The organism is Stenotrophomonas maltophilia (assembly GCF_047497515.2).
In the GTDB taxonomy this organism is placed as follows: domain Bacteria; phylum Pseudomonadota; class Gammaproteobacteria; order Xanthomonadales; family Xanthomonadaceae; genus Stenotrophomonas.
Genome location: NZ_JAXAXL020000004.1, coordinates 218,301 through 236,884 on the forward strand (window position 1 = coordinate 218,301; position 18,584 = coordinate 236,884).

Annotated in this window: 21 protein-coding genes, 1 tRNA gene and 1 other RNA gene; 4 read left to right on the top strand and 19 right to left on the bottom strand. The window is 68.0% G+C overall.

From position 1 onward, the window contains the following. Positions 1–55 precede the first annotated feature (55 nt). Entirely contained in the window at positions 56–1,345 is a 1,290-nt protein-coding gene (gene hemL, locus ACMZPQ_RS09505; protein ID WP_197582380.1) for a glutamate-1-semialdehyde 2,1-aminomutase, read from the bottom strand. A gap of 16 nt (positions 1,346–1,361) precedes the next feature. Further along, entirely contained in the window at positions 1,362–1,988 is a 627-nt protein-coding gene (gene thiE, locus ACMZPQ_RS09510; protein ID WP_197582379.1) for a thiamine phosphate synthase, read from the bottom strand. Between the two features lie 34 nt (positions 1,989–2,022). Here thiE and ACMZPQ_RS09515 point away from each other — a divergent pair, with 34 nt between their 5' ends. Beyond that, the gene (locus tag ACMZPQ_RS09515) at positions 2,023–2,247 is read left to right on the top strand and encodes a rubredoxin (RefSeq protein ID WP_197582378.1); all 225 of its coding nucleotides are present in this window, start codon (positions 2,023–2,025) and stop codon (positions 2,245–2,247) included. A 71-nt stretch (positions 2,248–2,318) separates the two neighbouring features. On the opposite strand, the gene ACMZPQ_RS09520 is transcribed toward ACMZPQ_RS09515, so the two are convergent. From ACMZPQ_RS09520 to ACMZPQ_RS09555, 8 genes are all read right to left on the bottom strand, one after another. Continuing rightward, the gene (locus ACMZPQ_RS09520; RefSeq protein WP_197582377.1) at positions 2,319–3,164 is read right to left on the bottom strand and encodes a SirB1 family protein; all 846 of its coding nucleotides are present in this window, start codon (positions 3,162–3,164) and stop codon (positions 2,319–2,321) included. 182 nt (positions 3,165–3,346) lie between these two features. Continuing rightward, on the bottom strand, positions 3,347–3,790 hold the full coding sequence (locus tag ACMZPQ_RS09525; protein WP_197582376.1) for a DUF192 domain-containing protein: 444 nt from the start codon (positions 3,788–3,790) through the stop codon (positions 3,347–3,349). A 21-nt stretch (positions 3,791–3,811) separates the two neighbouring features. Beyond that, a complete protein-coding gene (gene rpiA / locus ACMZPQ_RS09530) occupies positions 3,812–4,459 on the bottom strand; it encodes a ribose-5-phosphate isomerase RpiA (RefSeq protein WP_197582375.1) in 648 nt (215 codons plus the stop codon). A gap of 22 nt (positions 4,460–4,481) precedes the next feature. Further along, positions 4,482–4,961 (bottom strand): EVE domain-containing protein, encoded by a 480-nt coding sequence (locus tag ACMZPQ_RS09535; protein WP_057497626.1) that lies wholly within the window; start codon positions 4,959–4,961, stop codon positions 4,482–4,484. Next, entirely contained in the window at positions 4,958–5,551 is a 594-nt protein-coding gene (locus tag ACMZPQ_RS09540; protein ID WP_197582373.1) for a 5-formyltetrahydrofolate cyclo-ligase, read from the bottom strand. The genes ACMZPQ_RS09535 and ACMZPQ_RS09540 overlap by 4 nt, the downstream gene beginning before the upstream one ends. Positions 5,552–5,634: 83 nt before the next feature. Further along, a non-coding RNA gene (ssrS, locus tag ACMZPQ_RS09545) (6S RNA) lies at positions 5,635–5,820 on the bottom strand. A gap of 97 nt (positions 5,821–5,917) precedes the next feature. Then, a complete protein-coding gene (locus ACMZPQ_RS09550; RefSeq protein WP_006467013.1) occupies positions 5,918–6,214 on the bottom strand; it encodes a cell division protein ZapA in 297 nt (98 codons plus the stop codon). Beyond that, entirely contained in the window at positions 6,211–6,432 is a 222-nt protein-coding gene (locus ACMZPQ_RS09555) for a TIGR02449 family protein (protein ID WP_058980528.1), read from the bottom strand. The genes ACMZPQ_RS09550 and ACMZPQ_RS09555 overlap by 4 nt, the downstream gene beginning before the upstream one ends. Positions 6,433–6,586: 154 nt before the next feature. On the opposite strand from ACMZPQ_RS09555, the gene ACMZPQ_RS09560 reads away from it, so the two are divergent. Together ACMZPQ_RS09560 and ACMZPQ_RS09565 are read left to right on the top strand one after the other, a co-directional pair. After that, a complete protein-coding gene (locus ACMZPQ_RS09560) occupies positions 6,587–7,135 on the top strand; it encodes a YecA/YgfB family protein (protein WP_197582372.1) in 549 nt (182 codons plus the stop codon). A gap of 5 nt (positions 7,136–7,140) precedes the next feature. Then, positions 7,141–8,463 (top strand): aminopeptidase P N-terminal domain-containing protein, encoded by a 1,323-nt coding sequence (locus ACMZPQ_RS09565; RefSeq protein WP_197582401.1) that lies wholly within the window; start codon positions 7,141–7,143, stop codon positions 8,461–8,463. Positions 8,464–9,091: 628 nt separating this feature from the next. On the opposite strand, the gene pepQ is transcribed toward ACMZPQ_RS09565, so the two are convergent. The 7 genes from pepQ to rph form a co-directional block, all read right to left on the bottom strand. Further along, positions 9,092–10,423 carry a Xaa-Pro dipeptidase gene (pepQ, locus tag ACMZPQ_RS09570; protein WP_197584332.1) on the bottom strand — a complete coding sequence of 444 codons (1,332 nt, stop codon included), beginning with the start codon at positions 10,421–10,423 and terminating at the stop codon, positions 9,092–9,094. Positions 10,424–10,498: 75 nt separating this feature from the next. Then, a complete protein-coding gene (locus ACMZPQ_RS09575; RefSeq protein WP_197584331.1) occupies positions 10,499–10,873 on the bottom strand; it encodes a PilZ domain-containing protein in 375 nt (124 codons plus the stop codon). Next, positions 10,870–13,146 carry a DUF1631 family protein gene (locus ACMZPQ_RS09580; protein WP_197584328.1) on the bottom strand — a complete coding sequence of 759 codons (2,277 nt, stop codon included), beginning with the start codon at positions 13,144–13,146 and terminating at the stop codon, positions 10,870–10,872. The genes ACMZPQ_RS09575 and ACMZPQ_RS09580 overlap by 4 nt, the downstream gene beginning before the upstream one ends. Positions 13,147–13,345: 199 nt before the next feature. After that, positions 13,346–14,572: a radical SAM family heme chaperone HemW gene (gene hemW, locus ACMZPQ_RS09585; protein ID WP_312647201.1), complete on the bottom strand. Its 1,227-nt coding sequence runs from the start codon at positions 14,570–14,572 to the stop codon at positions 13,346–13,348. A 57-nt stretch (positions 14,573–14,629) separates the two neighbouring features. Further along, complete coding sequence (gene rdgB, locus ACMZPQ_RS09590; protein ID WP_414486176.1) at positions 14,630–15,226, bottom strand: RdgB/HAM1 family non-canonical purine NTP pyrophosphatase; 597 nt, start codon at positions 15,224–15,226, stop codon at positions 14,630–14,632. Next, positions 15,223–15,612 (bottom strand): VOC family protein, encoded by a 390-nt coding sequence (locus tag ACMZPQ_RS09595; RefSeq protein WP_197583735.1) that lies wholly within the window; start codon positions 15,610–15,612, stop codon positions 15,223–15,225. Before ACMZPQ_RS09595 ends, rdgB begins: the two co-directional genes overlap by 4 nt. Beyond that, positions 15,609–16,334: a ribonuclease PH gene (rph, locus tag ACMZPQ_RS09600; protein ID WP_010484035.1), complete on the bottom strand. Its 726-nt coding sequence runs from the start codon at positions 16,332–16,334 to the stop codon at positions 15,609–15,611. The genes ACMZPQ_RS09595 and rph overlap by 4 nt, the downstream gene beginning before the upstream one ends. Before the next feature lie 124 nt (positions 16,335–16,458). Here rph and ACMZPQ_RS09605 point away from each other — a divergent pair, with 124 nt between their 5' ends. Further along, the gene (locus tag ACMZPQ_RS09605) at positions 16,459–17,319 is read left to right on the top strand and encodes a YicC/YloC family endoribonuclease (RefSeq protein WP_197583737.1); all 861 of its coding nucleotides are present in this window, start codon (positions 16,459–16,461) and stop codon (positions 17,317–17,319) included. Positions 17,320–17,360: 41 nt separating this feature from the next. On the opposite strand, the gene selD is transcribed toward ACMZPQ_RS09605, so the two are convergent. Both selD and ACMZPQ_RS09615 read right to left on the bottom strand, forming a co-directional pair. Beyond that, on the bottom strand, positions 17,361–18,440 hold the full coding sequence (selD, locus tag ACMZPQ_RS09610) for a selenide, water dikinase SelD (protein ID WP_197583738.1): 1,080 nt from the start codon (positions 18,438–18,440) through the stop codon (positions 17,361–17,363). A gap of 26 nt (positions 18,441–18,466) precedes the next feature. Next, positions 18,467–18,562, bottom strand: a tRNA-Sec gene (locus tag ACMZPQ_RS09615). Positions 18,563–18,584: the final 22 nt, after the last annotated feature.

Here is an 18,584-nt window from a genome sequence, read left to right on the forward strand (position 1 = left end):
CGTGGATGCCGTACACGGCAGTGCCAACCAAGGTTGGCACCTACCGGGGCAGCACTCAGCCCTTGGCGGCCTTGAACGCCACGCGTGCAGCGGCCAGCGTCGCCTCGATCACCGCGTCGTCGTGCGCGCTGGACAGGAACCCGGCTTCGTACGCCGACGGTGCCAGGAACACGCCCTGTTCCAGCATCGCGTGGAAGAAACGGTTGAACGCCGGGATGTCACAGGCAGTGGCCTGCGCATAGGTCTCGACCTTTTCGCTGGTGAAGAACAGGCCAAACATCGCGCCCACGCGGGTGGTGGTCACCGCCACGCCAGCTTCGGCGGCGGCGGCTTCAAGGCCCGCGCACAGGCGTGCGGTACGCTCGGCGAGGTCGGCATGGAAACCCGGCTGCTGGACAAGCTCCAGCATTGCCAGGCCGGCGGCCATCGCCACCGGATTGCCGCTCAGGGTGCCAGCCTGGTAGATCGGGCCGGCCGGGGCGATCTGCTGCATCAGCTCGCGGCGGCCGCCATAGGCACCGACCGGCATGCCGCCGCCGATGATCTTGCCGAAGGTGGTCAGGTCCGGGGTGATGCCGTAGTGCGCCTGCGCACCGCCAAGGGCAACGCGGAAGCCGGTCATCACCTCGTCGAAGATCAGCAGCGCACCATGCTTCGTGCACAGTTCGCGCAGGTGCTGCAGGTAGCCCTCGCGCGGGGGGATGCAGTTGGCGTTGCCGACCACCGGTTCGATGATCAAGCCGGCGATGTCATCACCCTGCTGCTCGAACAGCGCGGTGGCCGCGTCGAAGTCGTTGTAGGGCAGGGTCAGGGTCAGCTCGCTCAACCCGGCCGGAACACCCGGTGAGGTCGGCACGCCCAGGGTCAGCATGCCGCTGCCGGCCTTGACCAGGAACGAGTCGCCATGGCCGTGGTAGCAGCCTTCGAACTTCACGATGCGGTTGCGGCCGGTGGCGCCGCGCGCCAGGCGGATCGCCGACAGCGTGGCTTCGGTGCCGGAGTTGACCATGCGCACCATCTCGCACGACGGCACCAGGCGGGTGATGGTCTCGGCCATGGTCACTTCGGCCGCACACGGCGCACCGAAAGAGAGGCCGTTGTCGATGGCCTTCTTCACCGCCTGGCGCACCGCCGGGTGGTTGTGGCCAACGATCATCGGGCCCCAGGAACCGACGTAGTCGATGTAGCGGTTGCCGTCGACGTCGTACAGGTAGGCGCCGTCGGCGCGCTCGACGAAGAACGGCTCGCCGCCGACCGACTTGAACGCGCGCACCGGCGAATTGACGCCGCCCGGCAGCAGCTGCTGGGCGCGGGAGAACAGGGCGTGGGACTGGTCGTGGTTCATGGGGCTTTCCTGGGTGTTACGCGAACTGGGCGAGGTAGGCGCGCTGTGCCGCGACCGGGTCCGGCGCGGCGTAGATACCGCTGACCACGGCGACCAGATCGGCGCCCGCATCGATGATGGGACCGACATTGTCCGGCGTCAGCCCGCCGATCGCCACCCGCGGCACGCCCAGTGCGGCGCATTGCCGCAGCAGGTCGGTATGGGCGCGGCTGGTGGTGATCTTGGTGGTGGTGGGGAAGAAGGCGCCAAATGCCACATAGCTGGCACCGGCGGCCACGGCCTTTTCTGCATTGGCCAGCTGGTCGTAGCAGGAGGCGCCGATGATGGCCTCGGCACCGAGCAGCGCACGTGCGCTGGGGATATCGCCGTCGGTGCCGCCCAGATGCACGCCGGCGGCGCCGACCGCTTTGGCCAGCACCGGGTCGTCGTTGATGATGAGCGGTACGCCATGGGCGGCGCACAGGCCCTGCAGCGCAGTGGCCTGTTCCATCCGCAGCGCGTCGCTGGCGGTCTTGTTGCGGTATTGCAGCCAGGTGGCACCTGCGGCCAGCAGCGGTGCGGTGCGCGCCAGCAGGCGTGCGCTATCGGGCTCATCCGGGGTGATCAGGTAGACGCCGCGGGGCGCGGGGGAAGCAGAGGTCATCGATGGCTACCGGTGCGTGGGCCGCGATGGGACAATGGCGGCCCGTGAATCCAGCCCCGATTATCCGATGAGTGATGCCACCCCCACCACCTTGCGTACCTGGATGTGCGTGGTCTGCGGCTTCCTGTACAGCGAAGCGGACGGCCTGCCGGAAGAAGGCATCGCGCCGGGCACGCGCTGGGAGGACATTCCCGAGACCTGGACCTGCCCGGACTGTGGGGTGACCAAGGCCGATTTCGAGATGGTCGAGGTCAACTGACCGCAATGGCCGCTGGGCATGGCCCGGCACTACCGGTGGGTGCGGACCGTTGGTCCGCACACCTGACTGAATCAATGCAGCCGCGGCATCGGTCCGCCGAGGTCGATCAGCTTCTCGCGCAGCCACTGCGCATCGCTGGCCTCGGGATTGCGCTTCAGGTACTGGCCCAGATCGTGGCGGGCCCCGGCCAGGTACTCCAGCTGCAGATAGGCCAGGCCGCGATCACGCAGCGCGTCGTCCTGTTCCGGGGCCAGTTTCAGCAGGCGGTCGGCGCTGCGTGCGGCGCGGTCCCACTCGCCGGCCTCGGCATAGACGCCGTGCAGGTTGCGCAGCATGCGCATCAGGATCGCGCGCGACGGCGCCGGGTCGAGGATCTGCGCCAGCACCTGGTCGTCGGGCATCTGCCCGCCCAGGTGCGACTTGGCGCGTTCGCGCAGCTCGTCCACGTCCAAGGGCCGGCCGCCGTTGAACGGGTCCATCACCAGCACCCCGTCGTCCACCGGCAGGCGCACCAGGAAGTGGCCGGGGAAGGACACGCCGTCAAGCGGAATGCCCAGCCGGCGTGCGACTTCCATCTGCACCAGCGCCAGCGAGATGGGGTTGCCCAGGCGCCGCTCGAAGACCTGGTTGAGGTAGCTGTTGCGCGGGTCGTAGTACTCGTCGTGGTCGCCGCTGTAGCCCAGTTCGTCGAACAGGTGGCGGTTGATCGCCGCCATCTTCAGGGGGCTGTTGTCGATGCTCTCCACTTCCGAGCGGAGGTGGTCGACGTGGCTCTGGATCAGCGCGTCGTAGGTGGACGGCTGCAGATCGGGATACTCATCCCGCGCGATCAGCAGCGCGGTCGGCAACAGTGGCAGCGCCTCGTCTTCGAGGTCGGCCAGTGCATCCCAGTCGGGGAGTGTGATCCGGTCCTGCATGGTCACAGACTGGCGTCATTCGCAGGCGGTTTCAAGCAGTGCCGCGTGAAAAAGCCATGGGTTGGGTCGATGGGCTTCCGGTGGGTGTGGACCTTGGTCCACACCACAGCCTGCCCGTGCGCGGCAAGCCAGTGCCGACCAAGGTCGGCACCTACCGATCCTCCTCAAAGCATGGCGTGGATCTACTCGATGCCCGGGCCGAAGGTCAGCGCGGTGCCGTCCTTCAGCTTCAGCTTCTCGGCCTGGCCGGCATTGAGTTCCAGCACGTAGCGCGCCGGGCCGCCGCTGGGGTAGGGCGGGCACATGTCGCCGGCCGAGCACGGCGGCACGTCGCGCTGCTGGCTGACCAGCTTGCGCTCGCTGTCGAAGTACAGGATGTCCAGCGCGATCTTGGTGTTCTTCATCCAGTACGCCTGCATTTCCTCGCGGTCGTGGACGAACAGCATGCCGTGGTCGGCAGGCATCTGGTCTCGGAACATCAGGCCGCGGGCGCGGGTTTCATCGTTGGTGGCCAGCTCGACCCGGTAGCGGGCGCCATCCAGTTCGACCCAGTGGCGGGCCGCATCGGTGGCACAACCGGCCAGGGCCAGCAGCGGAAGCATCAGCAGCGAACGCAACAGCGACATCGTCAGGATCCTTGGAAAGGGTCAGAGCACGACCGGCGGCTCGCCGCCGACGATCACCACATCGGCGCGACGGCGCGCGAACAGGCCCACGCAGACCACGCCCGGCAGCTGGTTGAGCTCGCGCTCCAGCTTTTCCGGATCGGTGATCTGCAGATTGTGGATATCCAGGATCTGGTTGCCGTTGTCGGTGACCACGCCTTCGCGCCAGGTCGGCTGGCCGCCGGTCATGTCGCGGATCTGGCGGGCGACCAGGCTGCGTGCCATCGGGATCACCTCCACCGGCAGCGGGAACGCACCCAGTACGGGCACCTGCTTGCTCGGGTCGACGATGCAGATGAAACGCTCGCTGGCCTCGGCGATGATCTTCTCGCGGGTCAGTGCGGCACCGCCGCCCTTGATCAGGCACTTGTTCGGGTCGCACTCGTCGGCGCCGTCCACGTACAGCGACAGGTTGCCGCTGTGGTTCAGCTCGATCACCTCGATGCCGTGCTGCTTCAGGCGCGCGGTGCTCTGCTCGGAGCTGGACACCGCGCCCTTGATGCGGTGCTGGATGCGGGCCAGGGCATCGATGAAGTAGGCCACGGTGGAACCGGTGCCGACACCGACGATCATGCCGTCTTGGACGTACTCGATGGCTTTCTCGGCGGCCAGGCGCTTGGCTTCGGACATGGGAGAACTCTCAGGCAGGGAATCAGGATTTCTTTTCCAGCGACAGCAGCAGCTTCCACTGCGCGGCGGTCACCGGGAACACCGACAGGCGGTTGCCCTTGGCAACCAGCGGGAAGCCTTCGCCGAGCTCGTCGGCGTGCAGCTTGATCTCGTCCAGCGCGATCACCTGCTTGAGCTTGCGGTCGAAGGCCACGTCCACCAGCATCCAGCGCGGGTTCTCGCGCGTGCTCTTGGGGTCGTGGTAGTCGGATGTCGGGTCGAACTGGGTGTCGTCCGGGTAGGCCGGGCTGGCCACCGTGGCCACGCCGACGATGCCCGGCACCTTGGTATTGGAGTGGTAGAACAGGATGCCGTCGCCGACCTGCATGCCATCGCGCATGAAGTTGCGCGCCTGGTAATTGCGTACCCCGTTCCAGGGTTCGACCTTGACCTTGGCCAGGTCATCGATGGAGAAGGCGTCCGGTTCGGACTTCATCAGCCAGTAGCGCTTGCGGGCGGTCATGCGTTCACGGGGGCAGCGGAGGGGAACAGGGTGCCGCCTTCGGTGCAGATCGCGTCCACCGGCACGTCCCACGACGCCACCGGCAAGGACTCGACCTGCTGCACCGCGAACGCCGCACCGACCAGCCAGGGCGGCGCCGGCCGTTGGTGGCGGAAGGCGAAGCTGCGATCATACCAGCCGCCTCCCATGCCCAGCCGCCGGCACTGCGTGTCGAAGCCCACCAGCGGGGCCACCACCAGCGCCATCTGTGCCGGTTCCAGGGTGTCTTCCAGTGCGATGTCCGGCTCGGGAATGCCGTAACGGTTGCTGGTCAGTGGCTGCCCGGGTCGCCACGGCGCGAAGCGCAGCACGTCGCCGGCCAGTACCGGCAGGCAGTAGGTAAGGCCTTCGGGCAGTTGCAGCTGCCAGCGATGCAGGGCGATTTCGCCGTCCAGCGCCCAGTAGCCGGCCACGGCACCTTCGCGCGGCGCGAACGGCAATGCCAGCAGGGCATCGGCAAGCGATTCGGCGGCGGCGATGCGCGCAGCGGCGGAAAGGTCGCGGCGGCGTTGCCGCAGGTCGTGGCGCAGGGCCTGGCGCGGGTCGGTCATGGCAGCGTGCGGCAAGGAACAGCCGACATTGTGCCGCAAAGAACAAGGGCGACGCCCGAAGACGCCGCCCTTGCTGGAATATTGCATTCTCCGCAATGTCGATGCATGCGAAACGACCTTGAACCCGGGGGCTCAAGTGGGAACGCTGGAGAACCATCGGGCTTCCCGCTACAAGGCGGACCTGCACTCCCGGCGCTGTCGCGCTCCCGGTGTCGTTCTTAAGGGACAAGGCGAATGTTTGCACATGCCGTCGAGTACCGCAGAGAACGCGTGGCCATTATAGCCAGCGCGCAGATTCTGGATAGGCCGTTCGTCGGCAACAGTCCGTGCCAATTCAGATATGAGAAGACGCGTTGTGCGCGATATTCACGCGCCGCCGTCGATCGCGCGGTCCAGGCGCCGGTTCAGGTCGGCCAAGGTCTGCTGCAGGGCGACCGCCTGGCGGGCGTTCTCATCGCGCAGCAGCTGCAGTTCGTGGGCCAGGTTCAGCGCGGCCAGCACCGCCACGCGATCCACGGCCGCCATGCGGTTGCTGCCGCGGATCTCGCGCATGCGCGCATCGAGCAGCCGGGCGGCGGCCATCAGGCTGTCGCGTTCGTCGCCACCGACGCCCACCGTGTATTCACGATCGAGAATCCGGACACTGACCGGTTCGGCACTCATGTGTGCTGCTCCAGGGATTTGAGCCGGCTGATCATCGCTTCCACCCGCGAGCGCGCCTGCTCGTTCTTGGCCAGCAGCGTGGAACGCTCGGCCACCAGCTGTTCCTGCTGGTGGCGCAGGCTGCGATTCTCCTCGGCCAGACGCTGGTTGCGTTCAAGCAGCGCCTCCACCCGGGCGGCGAAGTCCTGCAACTGGGCGAGGGGATTGGCGGGTTCCATGCGGGCACGATAGGCAAGCCGGGTGAGGGCGGTCAAGCGTTGTCGCAGCAAGGCTGGGCGGCCACGGGAAGGATGCCGTCGGGTTGCTACACTACGGGGTCTCACGGGCGCGCGCGTGCGCGCTCCGGTTTTCCTTATCCGAACGAGCCGCACGATGACCGAACTCCCCTCCGTCGACGACGTTTCCCGCGCCAGCCAGGAGCTGGGACTGGGCGCCACTGCTGCCGAGCTGCATGGTGCGCTGTGTGGCTGGCTGGCCGCCGGCGGTGCCCCCGGTAATGATTGGCCGGCGCGCGTACTGGCCGACGACAACCTGCCGCCGGTGGCCGCCGACAGCGTGCTGGGCCAGCTGCTGCAGGCCACCATCAAGCAGCTGGAAGACCGCGATTTCGCCTTCGAGCTGCTGCTGTCCGACAGCGATGACGTGTCCGCGCAGGCCGATGCCATGTTCAGCTGGACCCGTTCCTTCCTCGGCGGCTTCGGCCTGGGCAGTGGCGGCCACCGCCCGGCCCTGTCAGAAGAGGGCGAAGAAGCGCTGACCGACATGGCCAGCCTGGCGCGTGCCTCCAGCGAGGATTTCGAAGCCGGTGGTGACGACGATGACGAAGCCCTGTCGGAGATCGAGGAGTTCATCCGCGTGGCGGTGCTGCTGCTGCACGGTGACGTGGTGCTGGCCGCGCGCCATCGGCAGCGCCTGAACTGATGGATATCAAGCAGCGCACCGGCATCGCGGCCGGCGAGTACAAGCGTCGCCGCCGCCAGCTGATGGACATGGCCGGCGAGGACGCGATCCTGGTGCTGCCGGCCGCAGCCGAGAAGGTGCGCAGCCTGGATACCCATTACCCGTACCGGCAGGATTCGGACTTCCAGTACCTGAGCGGCTTTCCGGAACCGGAAGCGGTACTGGTGCTGATTCCCGGCCGTCGCCACGGCGAGGCCATCCTGTTCTGCCGCGAGCGTGACGCCGAGCGCGAGGCCTGGGACGGCAGTCGTGCCGGCCAGGAAGGCGCGGTATCGCAGTTCGGCATGGACGATGCCTATCCGATCGATGATCTGGACGACATCCTGCCGGGCCTGCTGGAAGGGCGGTCGCGCGTCTACTACCACTTTGGCCGCGATGCCGACTTCGACCTGAAGCTGATTGGCTGGGTCAACCGCGTGCGTTCGCAGGTGCGCCACGGCGCACAGCCGCCGCATGAGTTCCTGGAGCTGGGCCACCTGCTGCACGAGCAGCGCCTGTTCAAGTCCGGTGCCGAAGTGGCGCTGATGCACCACGCTGCGCAGATCAGCGTGCGTGCACACCTGGCGGCGATGCAGGCGGCGAAGGCGGGCATCCACGAGTACGAACTGCAGGCCGAGCTGGAACGCGTGTTCCGCGCCAACGATGCGGTGCCGGCGTACTCGAGCATCGTTGGTGCCGGCCGCAACGGTTGCATCCTGCACTACCGCGACAACAACGCGCGGTCGCGCGACGGCGAGCTGGTGCTGATCGATGCCGGTGCCGAGTATCGCGGCTATGCCAGCGACATCACCCGCACCTTCCCGGTAAACGGCCGCTTCAGTGCCGAGCAGCGTGCACTGCATGACCTGGTCGGCGAGGCACAGGCCGCGGCACTGGCCCAGGCCAAGCCGGGCGTGCCGTACGAGACCGGCCATCTGGCCGCAGTGCAGACGCTGACCGAAGGCCTGCTGCGGTTGGGCCTGCTGAAGGGCACGCTGGAAAAGAACCTGTCCGAAGGCCTGTACCAGCGCTTCTACCGGCACAAGACCGGGCACTGGATCGGGATGGATGTGCACGATGTGGGCGATTACCGCCTGGCCGGCGACTCGCGCCTGCTGGAGCCGGGCATGGCATTCACCATCGAGCCGGGGCTGTACATCGGCGTGGACGACACGACGGTGGAACCGCGCTGGCGCGGTATCGGCATCCGCACCGAGGATGACGTGTTGATTACCGACGATGGCCATCGCGTGTTGACCGAAGGCCTGGCGCGCAGCGCCGACGAGATCGAAGCGGTGATGGCGGGGTAAGGGGCTTTTCTGCAGGGCTTGCAGCCCTGCACCTGCTCAATGCAACGGCAACGGCGACGGCAAAAGCCGAAGCGGCATTCCGTGGGATGGCGGGGCACTGTGGGTTTGCGGGGACGCCGTAAACCCCCCTCCGCGGTCCGGCCCAGCCGCTGGCGGCTGTGCGTTCGGGCGCTTGCGAAGCAGTGCTTCGCAAGCAAAGCACCCTCACCCATGGGGGCTTGGTCGCCGCATCCATGCGGCTCACACCCCGCAAACCCACAGTGCCCCGCCTTCGACAGGTTCACGCGGCTGTTGGTGGGTGCCGACCGTTGGTCGGCACATCTGTCAGATATCGAATGAATCATCCACGCATGGCGTGGATCTACTGGCCACTGCGGCTGTTGGTAGGTGTCGACCTCGGTCGACACAGAGCGAGCGCAGCGAGCGACCCGCTTTTGCTTATCTTTTTTCTTTTCCGTGGTTGGACGCGCGCAGGAAACTGTCAGAGGTGGGGCGGGGTGGGTTCGCGGGGGTGTCCGCGGCATGGATGCCGCGGCCAAGCCCCCATGGATGGGTTCACGGCGTCCCCCGCGAACCCACCCCGCCCCGCCAAGCACGGCTTTTGATTCAAGGGCCAACCACGAGGGGCTCAGCCGTTGGCCGCCGCAAACACCGGCCGCGTCAGGTTGTCCGCCTCGCCCTCGGTGCACAGCACTTCGTCCTCGATGCGGATACCGCCATACGGACGGAAGAAGTCCACGCGGTCCCAGTTGATCGCATCGCCATGGCCGGCGTCCTTCACTTCGTTCAACAGCATGTCGATGAAGTACAGGCCCGGTTCGATGGTCACCACCATGCCCGGCTCCAGCACGCGGGTCAGGCGCAGGTACGGGTGACCACTGGGGCGCTCGATGCGGCCACCTTCGTCGCTGGCCGCGAAACCGGCCACGTCGTGCACCTGCAGGCCGATCAGGTGGCCGATGCCGTGCGGGAAGAAGGCGGCGCTGACGCCGGTTTCCACCGCGGTCTGCGGCGAGACCTTGATCACGCCGAAGTCCTTCAGCACGCCCATGAGCGAAAGATGTGCGTCCACGTGCAGCTGCTTGTAGTCGAAGCCTGGCCGCACCGCCGCACACATCTGCTGCTGGGCGCCGTCGACGGCGGCGATCATGGCGGCGAACTCGTCATGGCCATGCGCGGCGTAGGTGCGGGTGATGTCACTGGCATAGCCGTGCGCGCTGGCGCCGGCATCGATCAGGAAGCTGCGCAGCGGCTGCGGCGCCTTGCGCCCCAGTTCGGTGTAGTGCAGCACGGCGGCATGCTCGTTCAAGGCCACGATGTTGCCGTAGGGCAGCTCATTGGCATCCTGGCCGACGGCCTGGCAATAGGCCATGTGGATGCTGAACTCGTCGGCGCCATTGCGGAACGCGGCTTCGGCGGCACGATGGCCGCGCACGCCCAGCACCTGCGCCTGGCGCATCAGCGCGATTTCGTACGGCGTCTTGCTGCCACGGTGCCATTCAAGGTAGTTCACCACCGGCGCCGGGTTGTTCGGCACGAAGGCACCCAGCGCGCTCTGCGGCTCGCCCAGGATCGCGCAGCGCGCCGGATCGGCCGGCAGCAGGGCCAGCGCCTCTTCGGGCTTGCGGATGATGTGGATATCGAAGTGGTCCACCCACCAGCCGCTCGGCGCATCCGGCACCACGTGCCAGTAGTCGAAGGGCTGGTGGAAGATCACCGCCGGGCGCTTGCCGGGCGTGAACACGATCCAGCTGTTCGGCACCCGGGTCAGCGGCAGCCACGCCTTGAACTGCGGGTTCACCGCATACGGGTAGTCGCGATCGTCGAACACCTGGTAGTGCAAGGTGCCGCTGGGCACGACCAGGTGATCGAAGCCGCCGCGCGCCAGCGCCTGTTCGGCGCGTCGGCACAGCACGGCCAGGTGGTCGGGATACAGGGCGCCGGGGTCTTGCTGGATCATTGCGGTGGCTCGACACGGAAAACGGCCCTAGATTCTGCCGCATACCGCGAAAAACCGCTGTGCCGGAACCGGCACTCAGGCCGTCGAAAGCGGTTCCTCGTCGCTGTCCTCGCCCACCCACTGGCGCAGCAGCTGGCGGTGTTCGCGCGACAGGGTGAGGAAGCGGAACCCGGTCCAGCTCTGCCCGGGCGCGTGCGCGGGTTCGCTCCACAACAGGTGCACGCCGACGTCGATGGCCTCATGTCGGCCATCGCCCATCGGCAACGGGAAGCGCAGCTGGTACAGCGCATCCTCGCGCAGCACCGCGCTGGACAGCATCAGCATGCCGGTCTCGGAGACGTTGCCGAGACGACCGATCACGCAGTCGCGCATCTGGTCGGTGACCGGCACCAGGTCCGAGACCTGACGGCGGGGCGCACGGCGCGTGTCCTGCGGCGGCGGGGTAGTCATTCGGAGGCCTCCCGGGAAGGGCCGCCGGCCAGGGCACGCAAGGCATCGAGGCTGGATTGCCACGCGCGGTCGACCAGCCGGCCGTTGTCTTCGGTGACCAGCTGCGCGCGGCCGGCGCTGATCTGCCGGGCCAGCGTATCCAGGTCGGTATCGGCGATCTTCTGACCCCGTGGATTGACCAGCAGTGCATGGCCGGTCAACAGGCTGTACCAGGACAGCCGCTGGCGACGCAGCGTGCCGTCACCGTCGTCGATGTCGAACCAGCTGCCGAAGGGCAGGGCACAGAGCTGCTGGTAGGCCGCTTCTTCGGCATTGCTGCGGGTGCTGGCGGGAGCGGCCGCGATTGTGCCGGCCTGTTCTCCCAGCCGCACGCGCGCCTTGAGGCGGGCGCTGAGTTCGGTACGTGAGGTGATGGCATCCTCGCCGCCGGGCGTGGCCAGGCGACGCGCAACCGCAGCGGCTTCTTCGGCATGGTAGCCAACCTGCACGAGCGCAGCCTCCACCTCGGCGGCCAAGGCGGTGTCGGTGCCGCCCGGGGCATCCACTGCCTGCGCGGTCACCGTCGCAATGCGTTCGGTCTGTTGCAGGCGTTCCTGCCATTGCGGCGAATCATCGCCATGGCGCAGGCGGGTCAGCGTCAGGGCATCGGCCCAGGCCTGGCGCAGCAGGGTCTGCACGAAGCGCGGCGGTACCTGCGCATCGCAGCATTGATCGATCTGCAGGTTGGCCTGGCGCCGGGCCAGTTCCAGCCGTTCCTTGCCGCGCGCGGCTTCCACGTGGCGACGTTCGGCCAGTTCGGCGCGGTGTGCCGCTGCGCGCTGGTGCTGCTGCACGTCGTCGTTGGCGGCGGCGAAGACCTCCGGTGCGCGTGCGTCCTCGCCAAGCAGGCCCTGCACGCTCTGCGCCATGCGCTGCAGCAGTTGCGGGTCGACATCGTCGTCGCCCAGCCAGTGGGCGCCGACTTCGGCGATCTGGTTGAGCAGTTCGCGGGCGGGGTGCTCGTCGCGCACGAAGAAGCCCGGGTCGGCCATTGCCGCGCGCGCCAGCGGCACCTGCAGGCGTGCCAGCAGCGCCGCCGGTACCGGGTCGGGGCGTTGCTGCTGTTGCACCTGTTGCATCAGCAGCCGCAGCAGCTCGAGGTTGTCGCGGTCGTGGCTGCCCAACTGGGCCTGCGCGCCATGCTCGCTGCGCAGCTGCGCGACCACCGCAGCCTGCAGGTCGGCCACCCCGGTGGCTGCGCTGGACTGTGCCTGCAGGCGGGCGAGAACCGCGTCCACCGCAGCACTGGGAACGGCCGCGGCCTGCTCGGACGAGCCGCTGGCGCGCCGCGCCTGTTGCAGCAGTTCGTGCAATGCACTGCCGGCGGAGGTGGTCAGCCCGGGCACGGCGGTGCCGGTGGCGCCAGCCTCGTGTACGGCGTCCTGCACCAGGTTCGACCACGAACCGGCAGCGGACGGGCCGTTCCAGCCGGTCAGCGGCGCAGCGCTGCGCTTGGCCGGCTGGGTCGCACGGCCGCCACCCACCGACTGGGTGATGATGCGCCGGGTGCTGGACGAGCGCGCCAGGTACGGGGTGTAGACCAGCCCCGGCAGCACGCCTTGCTGGGCCAGCAGTGCATTGGCGCGGTCGAGCACATCGCCCAGGCGATCCAGCACCTGCCGTTCGAAGCTGCGGTACAGCGCCAGTTGTACGTCGGTGCCGAGCGAATCCTGTTCAGCCAGCCTGCGCACCATCGCGCACAAGGCCTGCGGCGCCAGCGGCAAGGTATCGGTGTCCAGTGCGGGCGCTGCCGCCAGCACGCCCATGCGCTGGCCCAGCAGGTTGAGTGAATTGGCCGAGCGCAGGGTCTCCCGCCGCACCATCTCGGTCAGCAGCAGGTCGCGGTCGACATCGTGCTCGGCCACCAGTGACAGGCCCAGCAGGCCCGGAAGTGGAGGAGGCGCGACGCCGGGCGCGATTGCCGCGGTGGGCTCACGCAGGCGCGTCAGCGCCTCGGCAAGCGCATCGAGCATGCGGTCGGGGAAATGCCCGGCAAAGGCATGCAACTGGCCGCGCTGGGCCATCAGTTCCGCCTGCTGCATGGGGTTGCGCGCGCGATCAGCGTCGTGCAGCAGGGCCTGTTCCAGCGCTTCCACGGTCAGGATCAGGGGGGCGGCCAGCGTCTGCCGGCACAGCCCGATCAACGCTCCCAGCAGCTCGCGCACCCGCGGCGGCAGGTCGGCAGCGGCCAGGCGGGCCTTGTCGGCAGGAGTAGAGGAAAAGACAGCTGACATCTGCGAGTGGTACCCGGATTCCCGCGGATCGATCTGGTGAATCTACCGTGTCGGCCGATGCCGGCGCTACTTTAGGCTGAACGTGAAATGCATCTGCCGGGCATGGCCCCGATGCGCGGTAGTGCCGGCCGCTGGCCGGCAACGCGATCCGCACCGGATTGCCGGCCAGCGGCCGGCACTACCCGTTACGGCGGAGGCCTTACTCCTCCAGGAACAGGCTCACCACATCGTTGGTGAAGCGGCGCCCCAGTTCTGTAGGTTGCACGTGCCCATTCTCGGTCTGCAACCAACCGCGCCGCACGGCCTCGGCCAGCGGTGCATCCAGCACGCTGCGCGGCAGGCCGGTGCGCGACTCGAAATCGCGCAGGCTGAAACCTTCGTGCAGGCGCAGCAGGTTCAGCATGTACTCGAACGGCAGGCGCTCGGGCGCGATCACGTCGTCGCCGCCGAACGAAGCCGCGGTTCCGGCGCTGTCCAGGTAGGCCTGCGGATGCTTCAGCTTCCAGCGCCGCAGCACATGTTCCCCGGCACCGGAACTGATCTTGCCGTGCGCACCGGCGCCGATGCCCAGGTAGTCGCCGAAGCGCCAGTAGTTCAGGTTGTGCGCGCTCTGCCGGCCCGGGCGCGCATAGGCGCTGACTTCGTACTGGCCGAAACCGGCCTGTGCCAGCAATGCCTGGCAGTGCTCCTGCATGTCCCAGGCGTTGTCTTCATCGGGAATGCCCTGCGGCGGCCGCGCGAAGAACACCGTGTTCGGCTCCAGCGTGAGCTGGTAGTGCGAGATGTGCGCCGGCTGCAGGGCGAACGCGCGCTCCAGATCGGCCTCGGCACCGGCCAGGGTCTGTTCGGGCAGCGCGTACATCAGGTCGATGTTGAAGTTGTCGTACCCCGCGTCCTGCGCCATCTTCACCGCGCGCTCGGCTTCGCCGCTGTCGTGGATGCGGCCCAGGCGCTTGAGCATGGCATCGTCGAAGCTCTGGATGCCGAAGCTGAGGCGGTTCACGCCGGCCGCGCGGTAGCGGTCGAAGCGACCGTGTTCGGCAGTGCCGGGATTGGTCTCCAGGGTGATCTCGGCATTGGGCGCGAAGCGCAGGCGCGCGCTGGCCTGCTGCAGGAAACGATCAATCGCTTCCGGCGGGAACAGGCTGGGCGTGCCGCCGCCGAAGAACACGCTGTGCACCACCCGGCCCCAGACCAGCGGCAGGTCCTGGTCCAGGTCGCGCAGCAATGCGTCGATGTAAGCGTCGAACGGCAGCTCACCCTTGGCCTGGTGCGAATTGAAATCGCAGTACGGGCATTTGCGCACGCACCACGGCAGGTGCACATACAGCGACAGCGGCGGCGGTACCAGCCGCACGGCGGTGTCGTGGTCACCCGGACAGGCTTCGCCGGGCAGGTGGTTGCAGTGATCGTGGGCGTGCGGCATGGGCTTCATCGGTAGTGCCGGCCGCTGGCCGGCTTCCCTTGGGTAATCAGGAACGCATCAATACAGCGTGGAAAGCTGCTGCTTGAGCTGCTGCAGGGCGAGGGCGCGGTGGCTGATGGCGTTCTTCAGCGCCGGCTCCATTTCCGCAGCGGTCAGGCCGTGGGTGGTATCCAGGAACACCGGGTTGTAGCCGAACCCATTCGTGCCGCGCAGCTCGCGGATGATCTGCCCTTCCCAGCGGCCCTCGCAGATCAGCGGCTGCGGGTCGGTGGCATGGCGCAGCAGCACGATGATCGCGTAGAAGCGGGCGCTGCGCTGGCCGTCGGGTACCTCGGCCAGCGCTTGCAGCAGTTTGGCGTTGTTGGCGGCGGCATCGGTCGGGTGGCCGGCATAGCGCGCGCTGTACAGGCCCGGCGCACCACCGAGGGCATCGACGATCAAGCCCGAATCATCGGCCAGCGCCGGCAGGCCGGTCGCTTCGCAGGCCGCGCGCGCCTTCAGCAGCGCGTTCTCGACGAAGGTCAGGCCGGTCTCTTCCACGTCGCCCAGGCCCAGTTCGGCGGCCGAGGTGATCTGCAGCGGCAGATCGGCCAGGATCTCCTGCATCTCCACCAGCTTGCCGGCGTTGTGGCTGGCCAGTACCAGTTTCTTCATTGGCGGGGCTCCAGCAGGTCCCAGGTGTTGCCATACAGATCGCGGAATACCGCGACCGTTGCATAGGCTTCTTCGCGCGGCGCCTCCAGGAACTCGACCCCGGCGGCCAGCATCGCCGCGTGGTCGCGGTGGAAGTTGTCGGTGTTGAGGAAGAAGGCGACCCGGCCACCGGTCTGGTTGCCGATGCGGCTGCGCTGTTCCTCGTTGCTGGCTCGGGCCAGCAGCAGGGCGGCGGCGCTGCCGTCGGTCGGCCCGACCACTACCCAGCGCTTGCTGCCCTGGTCGACGTCTTCCAGCAGCGAGAAGCCGAGCTTGCCGGTGTACCAGGCGATGGCTTCGTCGTAATCGGCCACCACGAGGGTGGTCAGGGCGATGCGGCGGTTCATGCCGACAGCGCCGCCTGCTGTGCGGCCAGCAGTTCGGTCACGCCCTTCTCGGCCAGGCCGAGCAGCGCGTCGAGCTCGTCGCGGCGGAAGGCGTGGCCTTCAGCGGTGCCCTGCAGCTCGATGAAGCCGCCACCGTCGTTCATCACCACGTTCATGTCGGTGTCGCAGTCGCTGTCTTCGGCGTAGTCCAGGTCCAGTACCGGCGTGCCGCGGTACACGCCGACCGATACGGCCGCGACCGCGCCCAGGATCGGGTTGCGCTTGATGTCGCCGCGTTTCATCAGCACGTTCACCGCATCGACCAGGGCCACGTAGGCGCCGGTGATGGCGGCGGTGCGGGTGCCGCCGTCGGCCTGCAGCACGTCGCAGTCCAGGGTGATGGTGCGTTCGCCCAGCGCGTTGCGGTCCACGCAGGCACGCAGGCTGCGGCCGATCAGGCGCTGGATCTCCAGGGTGCGGCCGCCCTGCTTGCCACGCGCCGCTTCACGGTCGCTGCGGGTGTGGGTGGCACGCGGCAGCATGCCGTACTCGGCGGTCACCCAGCCTTCGCCCTTGCCACGCAGGAAGCCCGGCACGCGGTTTTCCACGCTGGCGGTGCACAGCACGCGGGTTTCACCGAAGCACACCAGTACCGAACCTTCGGCGTGGCGGGTGAAGCCGCGTTGGATGACGACCGGGCGGAGCTGGTCGGGCTGGCGGCCGCTGGGGCGGGAATCGGACATGGTGCAGGTTCCGTAATGGCGTGGGAGTACGCCGCCATGCCCGCGGCCTTCACGGGGCGGGCAAGGGGGCTCTGGTGAGGGCGCTAGGGTACCATTCCCCCTTTGCACGCACCGGACACATTCCATGATTCGAAGCATGACCGCCTATGCCGGCGGCGAGCGGGTCACCCCGTGGGGCACGCTGGGCTGTGAGCTGCGCTCGGTCAACCACCGCTTCCTGGAGGTCGGCACCCGCCTGCCCGAGGAACTGCGGGCGCTGGAGCCGCAGCTGCGCGAACGCATTGCGGCGCGCCTGAGCCGCGGCAAGCTGGATCTGGTGATGCGCCTGCGCGCGCCGGAAGTGGCGGGCAGCCTGCAGGTCAATGAGGTGCTGCTGGGGCAGCTGGGCCAACTGGCCCACCGGCTGACCTCCGATTTCCCCAACCTGCAGGTCAGCTTCACCGAACTGCTGCAGCTGCCGGGCGTGACCCAGGGCGAGGCCACTGACGCAGCGGCGTTGCAAGCCGAGGCGCTGTCGCTGCTGGACCAGGTGCTGGACGGCTTCGTCGCCGCCCGCGAGCGCGAAGGCGACAAGCTGTCCACGGCCATTGCCGAGCGCGTGGATGGCATCGAGCGCATCGCCGCCGAAGTGCGCACCCTGATTCCGGCCATTCGCGACGGCCAGCGCGCCAAGCTGGCCGCACGCCTGGCCGATCTGCCGCACCCGGTCGACCCCGGCCGCGCCGAGCAGGAACTGGTGCTGTGGCTGCAGAAGCTGGACGTGGATGAGGAACTGGATCGCCTCGGCAGCCACATCGTCGAGATCCGCCGCGTGCTCAAGCAGCGCGAGCCGGTCGGCCGCCGCCTGGACTTCCTGCTGCAGGAATTCAACCGCGAAGCCAATACGCTGGGCTCGAAGTCGGTGGACAGCCGTACGTCCAATGCGGCGGTCGAACTGAAAGTGCTGATCGACCAGATCCGCGAGCAGGTGCAGAACATCGAGTGAGACGACAGGGGCGCCTTCGGGCGCCTTCTTCGTTCCGGCACTCAGACCACGCTGACGCCCGGCGCTCCCGCGTTCAGGCGGCCCACCACGGCCGCGTGGCCGAACCCGGTGTCGTGGAAGCAGGCGAGCACTGCCTCCACCGCTTCCGGTGCACACGACACCAGCAGGCCGCCGCTGGTCTGCGGATCGGTCAGCAATGGCTGCCAATGCGCCGCCAGGCCCTCGGCGAACTGCACCTCGGCGCCATACGAGGCCCAGTTGCGGCTGGAGGCGCCGGTCACGCAGCCACGCTGCAGCAACGCCAGGGCCTGTGGCAGCAGCGGCACCTGTGCACTGTCCACCTCGGCAGCGACGCCGCTGGCGCGGCACACTTCCAGCAGATGGCCGAGCAGGCCGAAGCCAGTGACGTCGGTCATCGCGTGCACGCCGTCCAATGCAGCCAGCGGCACGCCAACGGTGTTCAGGCGGGTGGTTGATTCGATCATCTGCCGGTAGCCCTCGGCAGCCAGCACTTCTTTCTTCAACGCCGACGAATACACGCCCACGCCGAGCGGCTTGCCCAGCACCAGCACGTCGCCGGCGCGGGCATCGGCGTTGCGCTTGAGCCGCTGCGGATCGAGCACACCGATCGCGGCCAGGCCGTAGATGGGTTCCACCGAATCGATGCTGTGGCCACCAGCCACCACGATGCCGGCATCGGCGCAGGCGCGTTCGCCACCCTGCAGGATGCCGCGGATGGTGTCCTGCGGCAGGGTATTGATCGGCATGCCGACGATGGCCAGCGCGAACAGTGGCCGCGCGCCCATCGCATACAGGTCAGACAGCGCATTGGTCGCAGCGATGCGGCCGAAGTCGAACGGGTCGTCCACGATCGGCATGAAGAAATCGGTGGTGGCCACGATCGCCTGGCGATCATCGAGCCGGTACACCGCCGCGTCGTCGCTGGTCTCACGCCCGACCAGCAGTTCGACCGGCGCGGGAAATGCCGGAACCCCACGCAGCAGCTCGGACAGCACCCCCGGCGCGATCTTGCAGCCGCAGCCGCCACCATGGGCCAGCGAGGTCAGCCGTTGCGGGGCATCGGTCGCTGAGGGAGCGGGGGACTGCGCGCGCGTGGCCATGCCGACATCTCCTGCGGAAACACCAATGGCGGAAGGCAGCAGGAGTCGAACCTACCAGGGAACGATCGACGCCCCCTACTGGGTTTGAAGCCCAGCCGCATGCCCGGATGCGCATGCCTTCCGAAAGTACGGCGATGCCGGTCT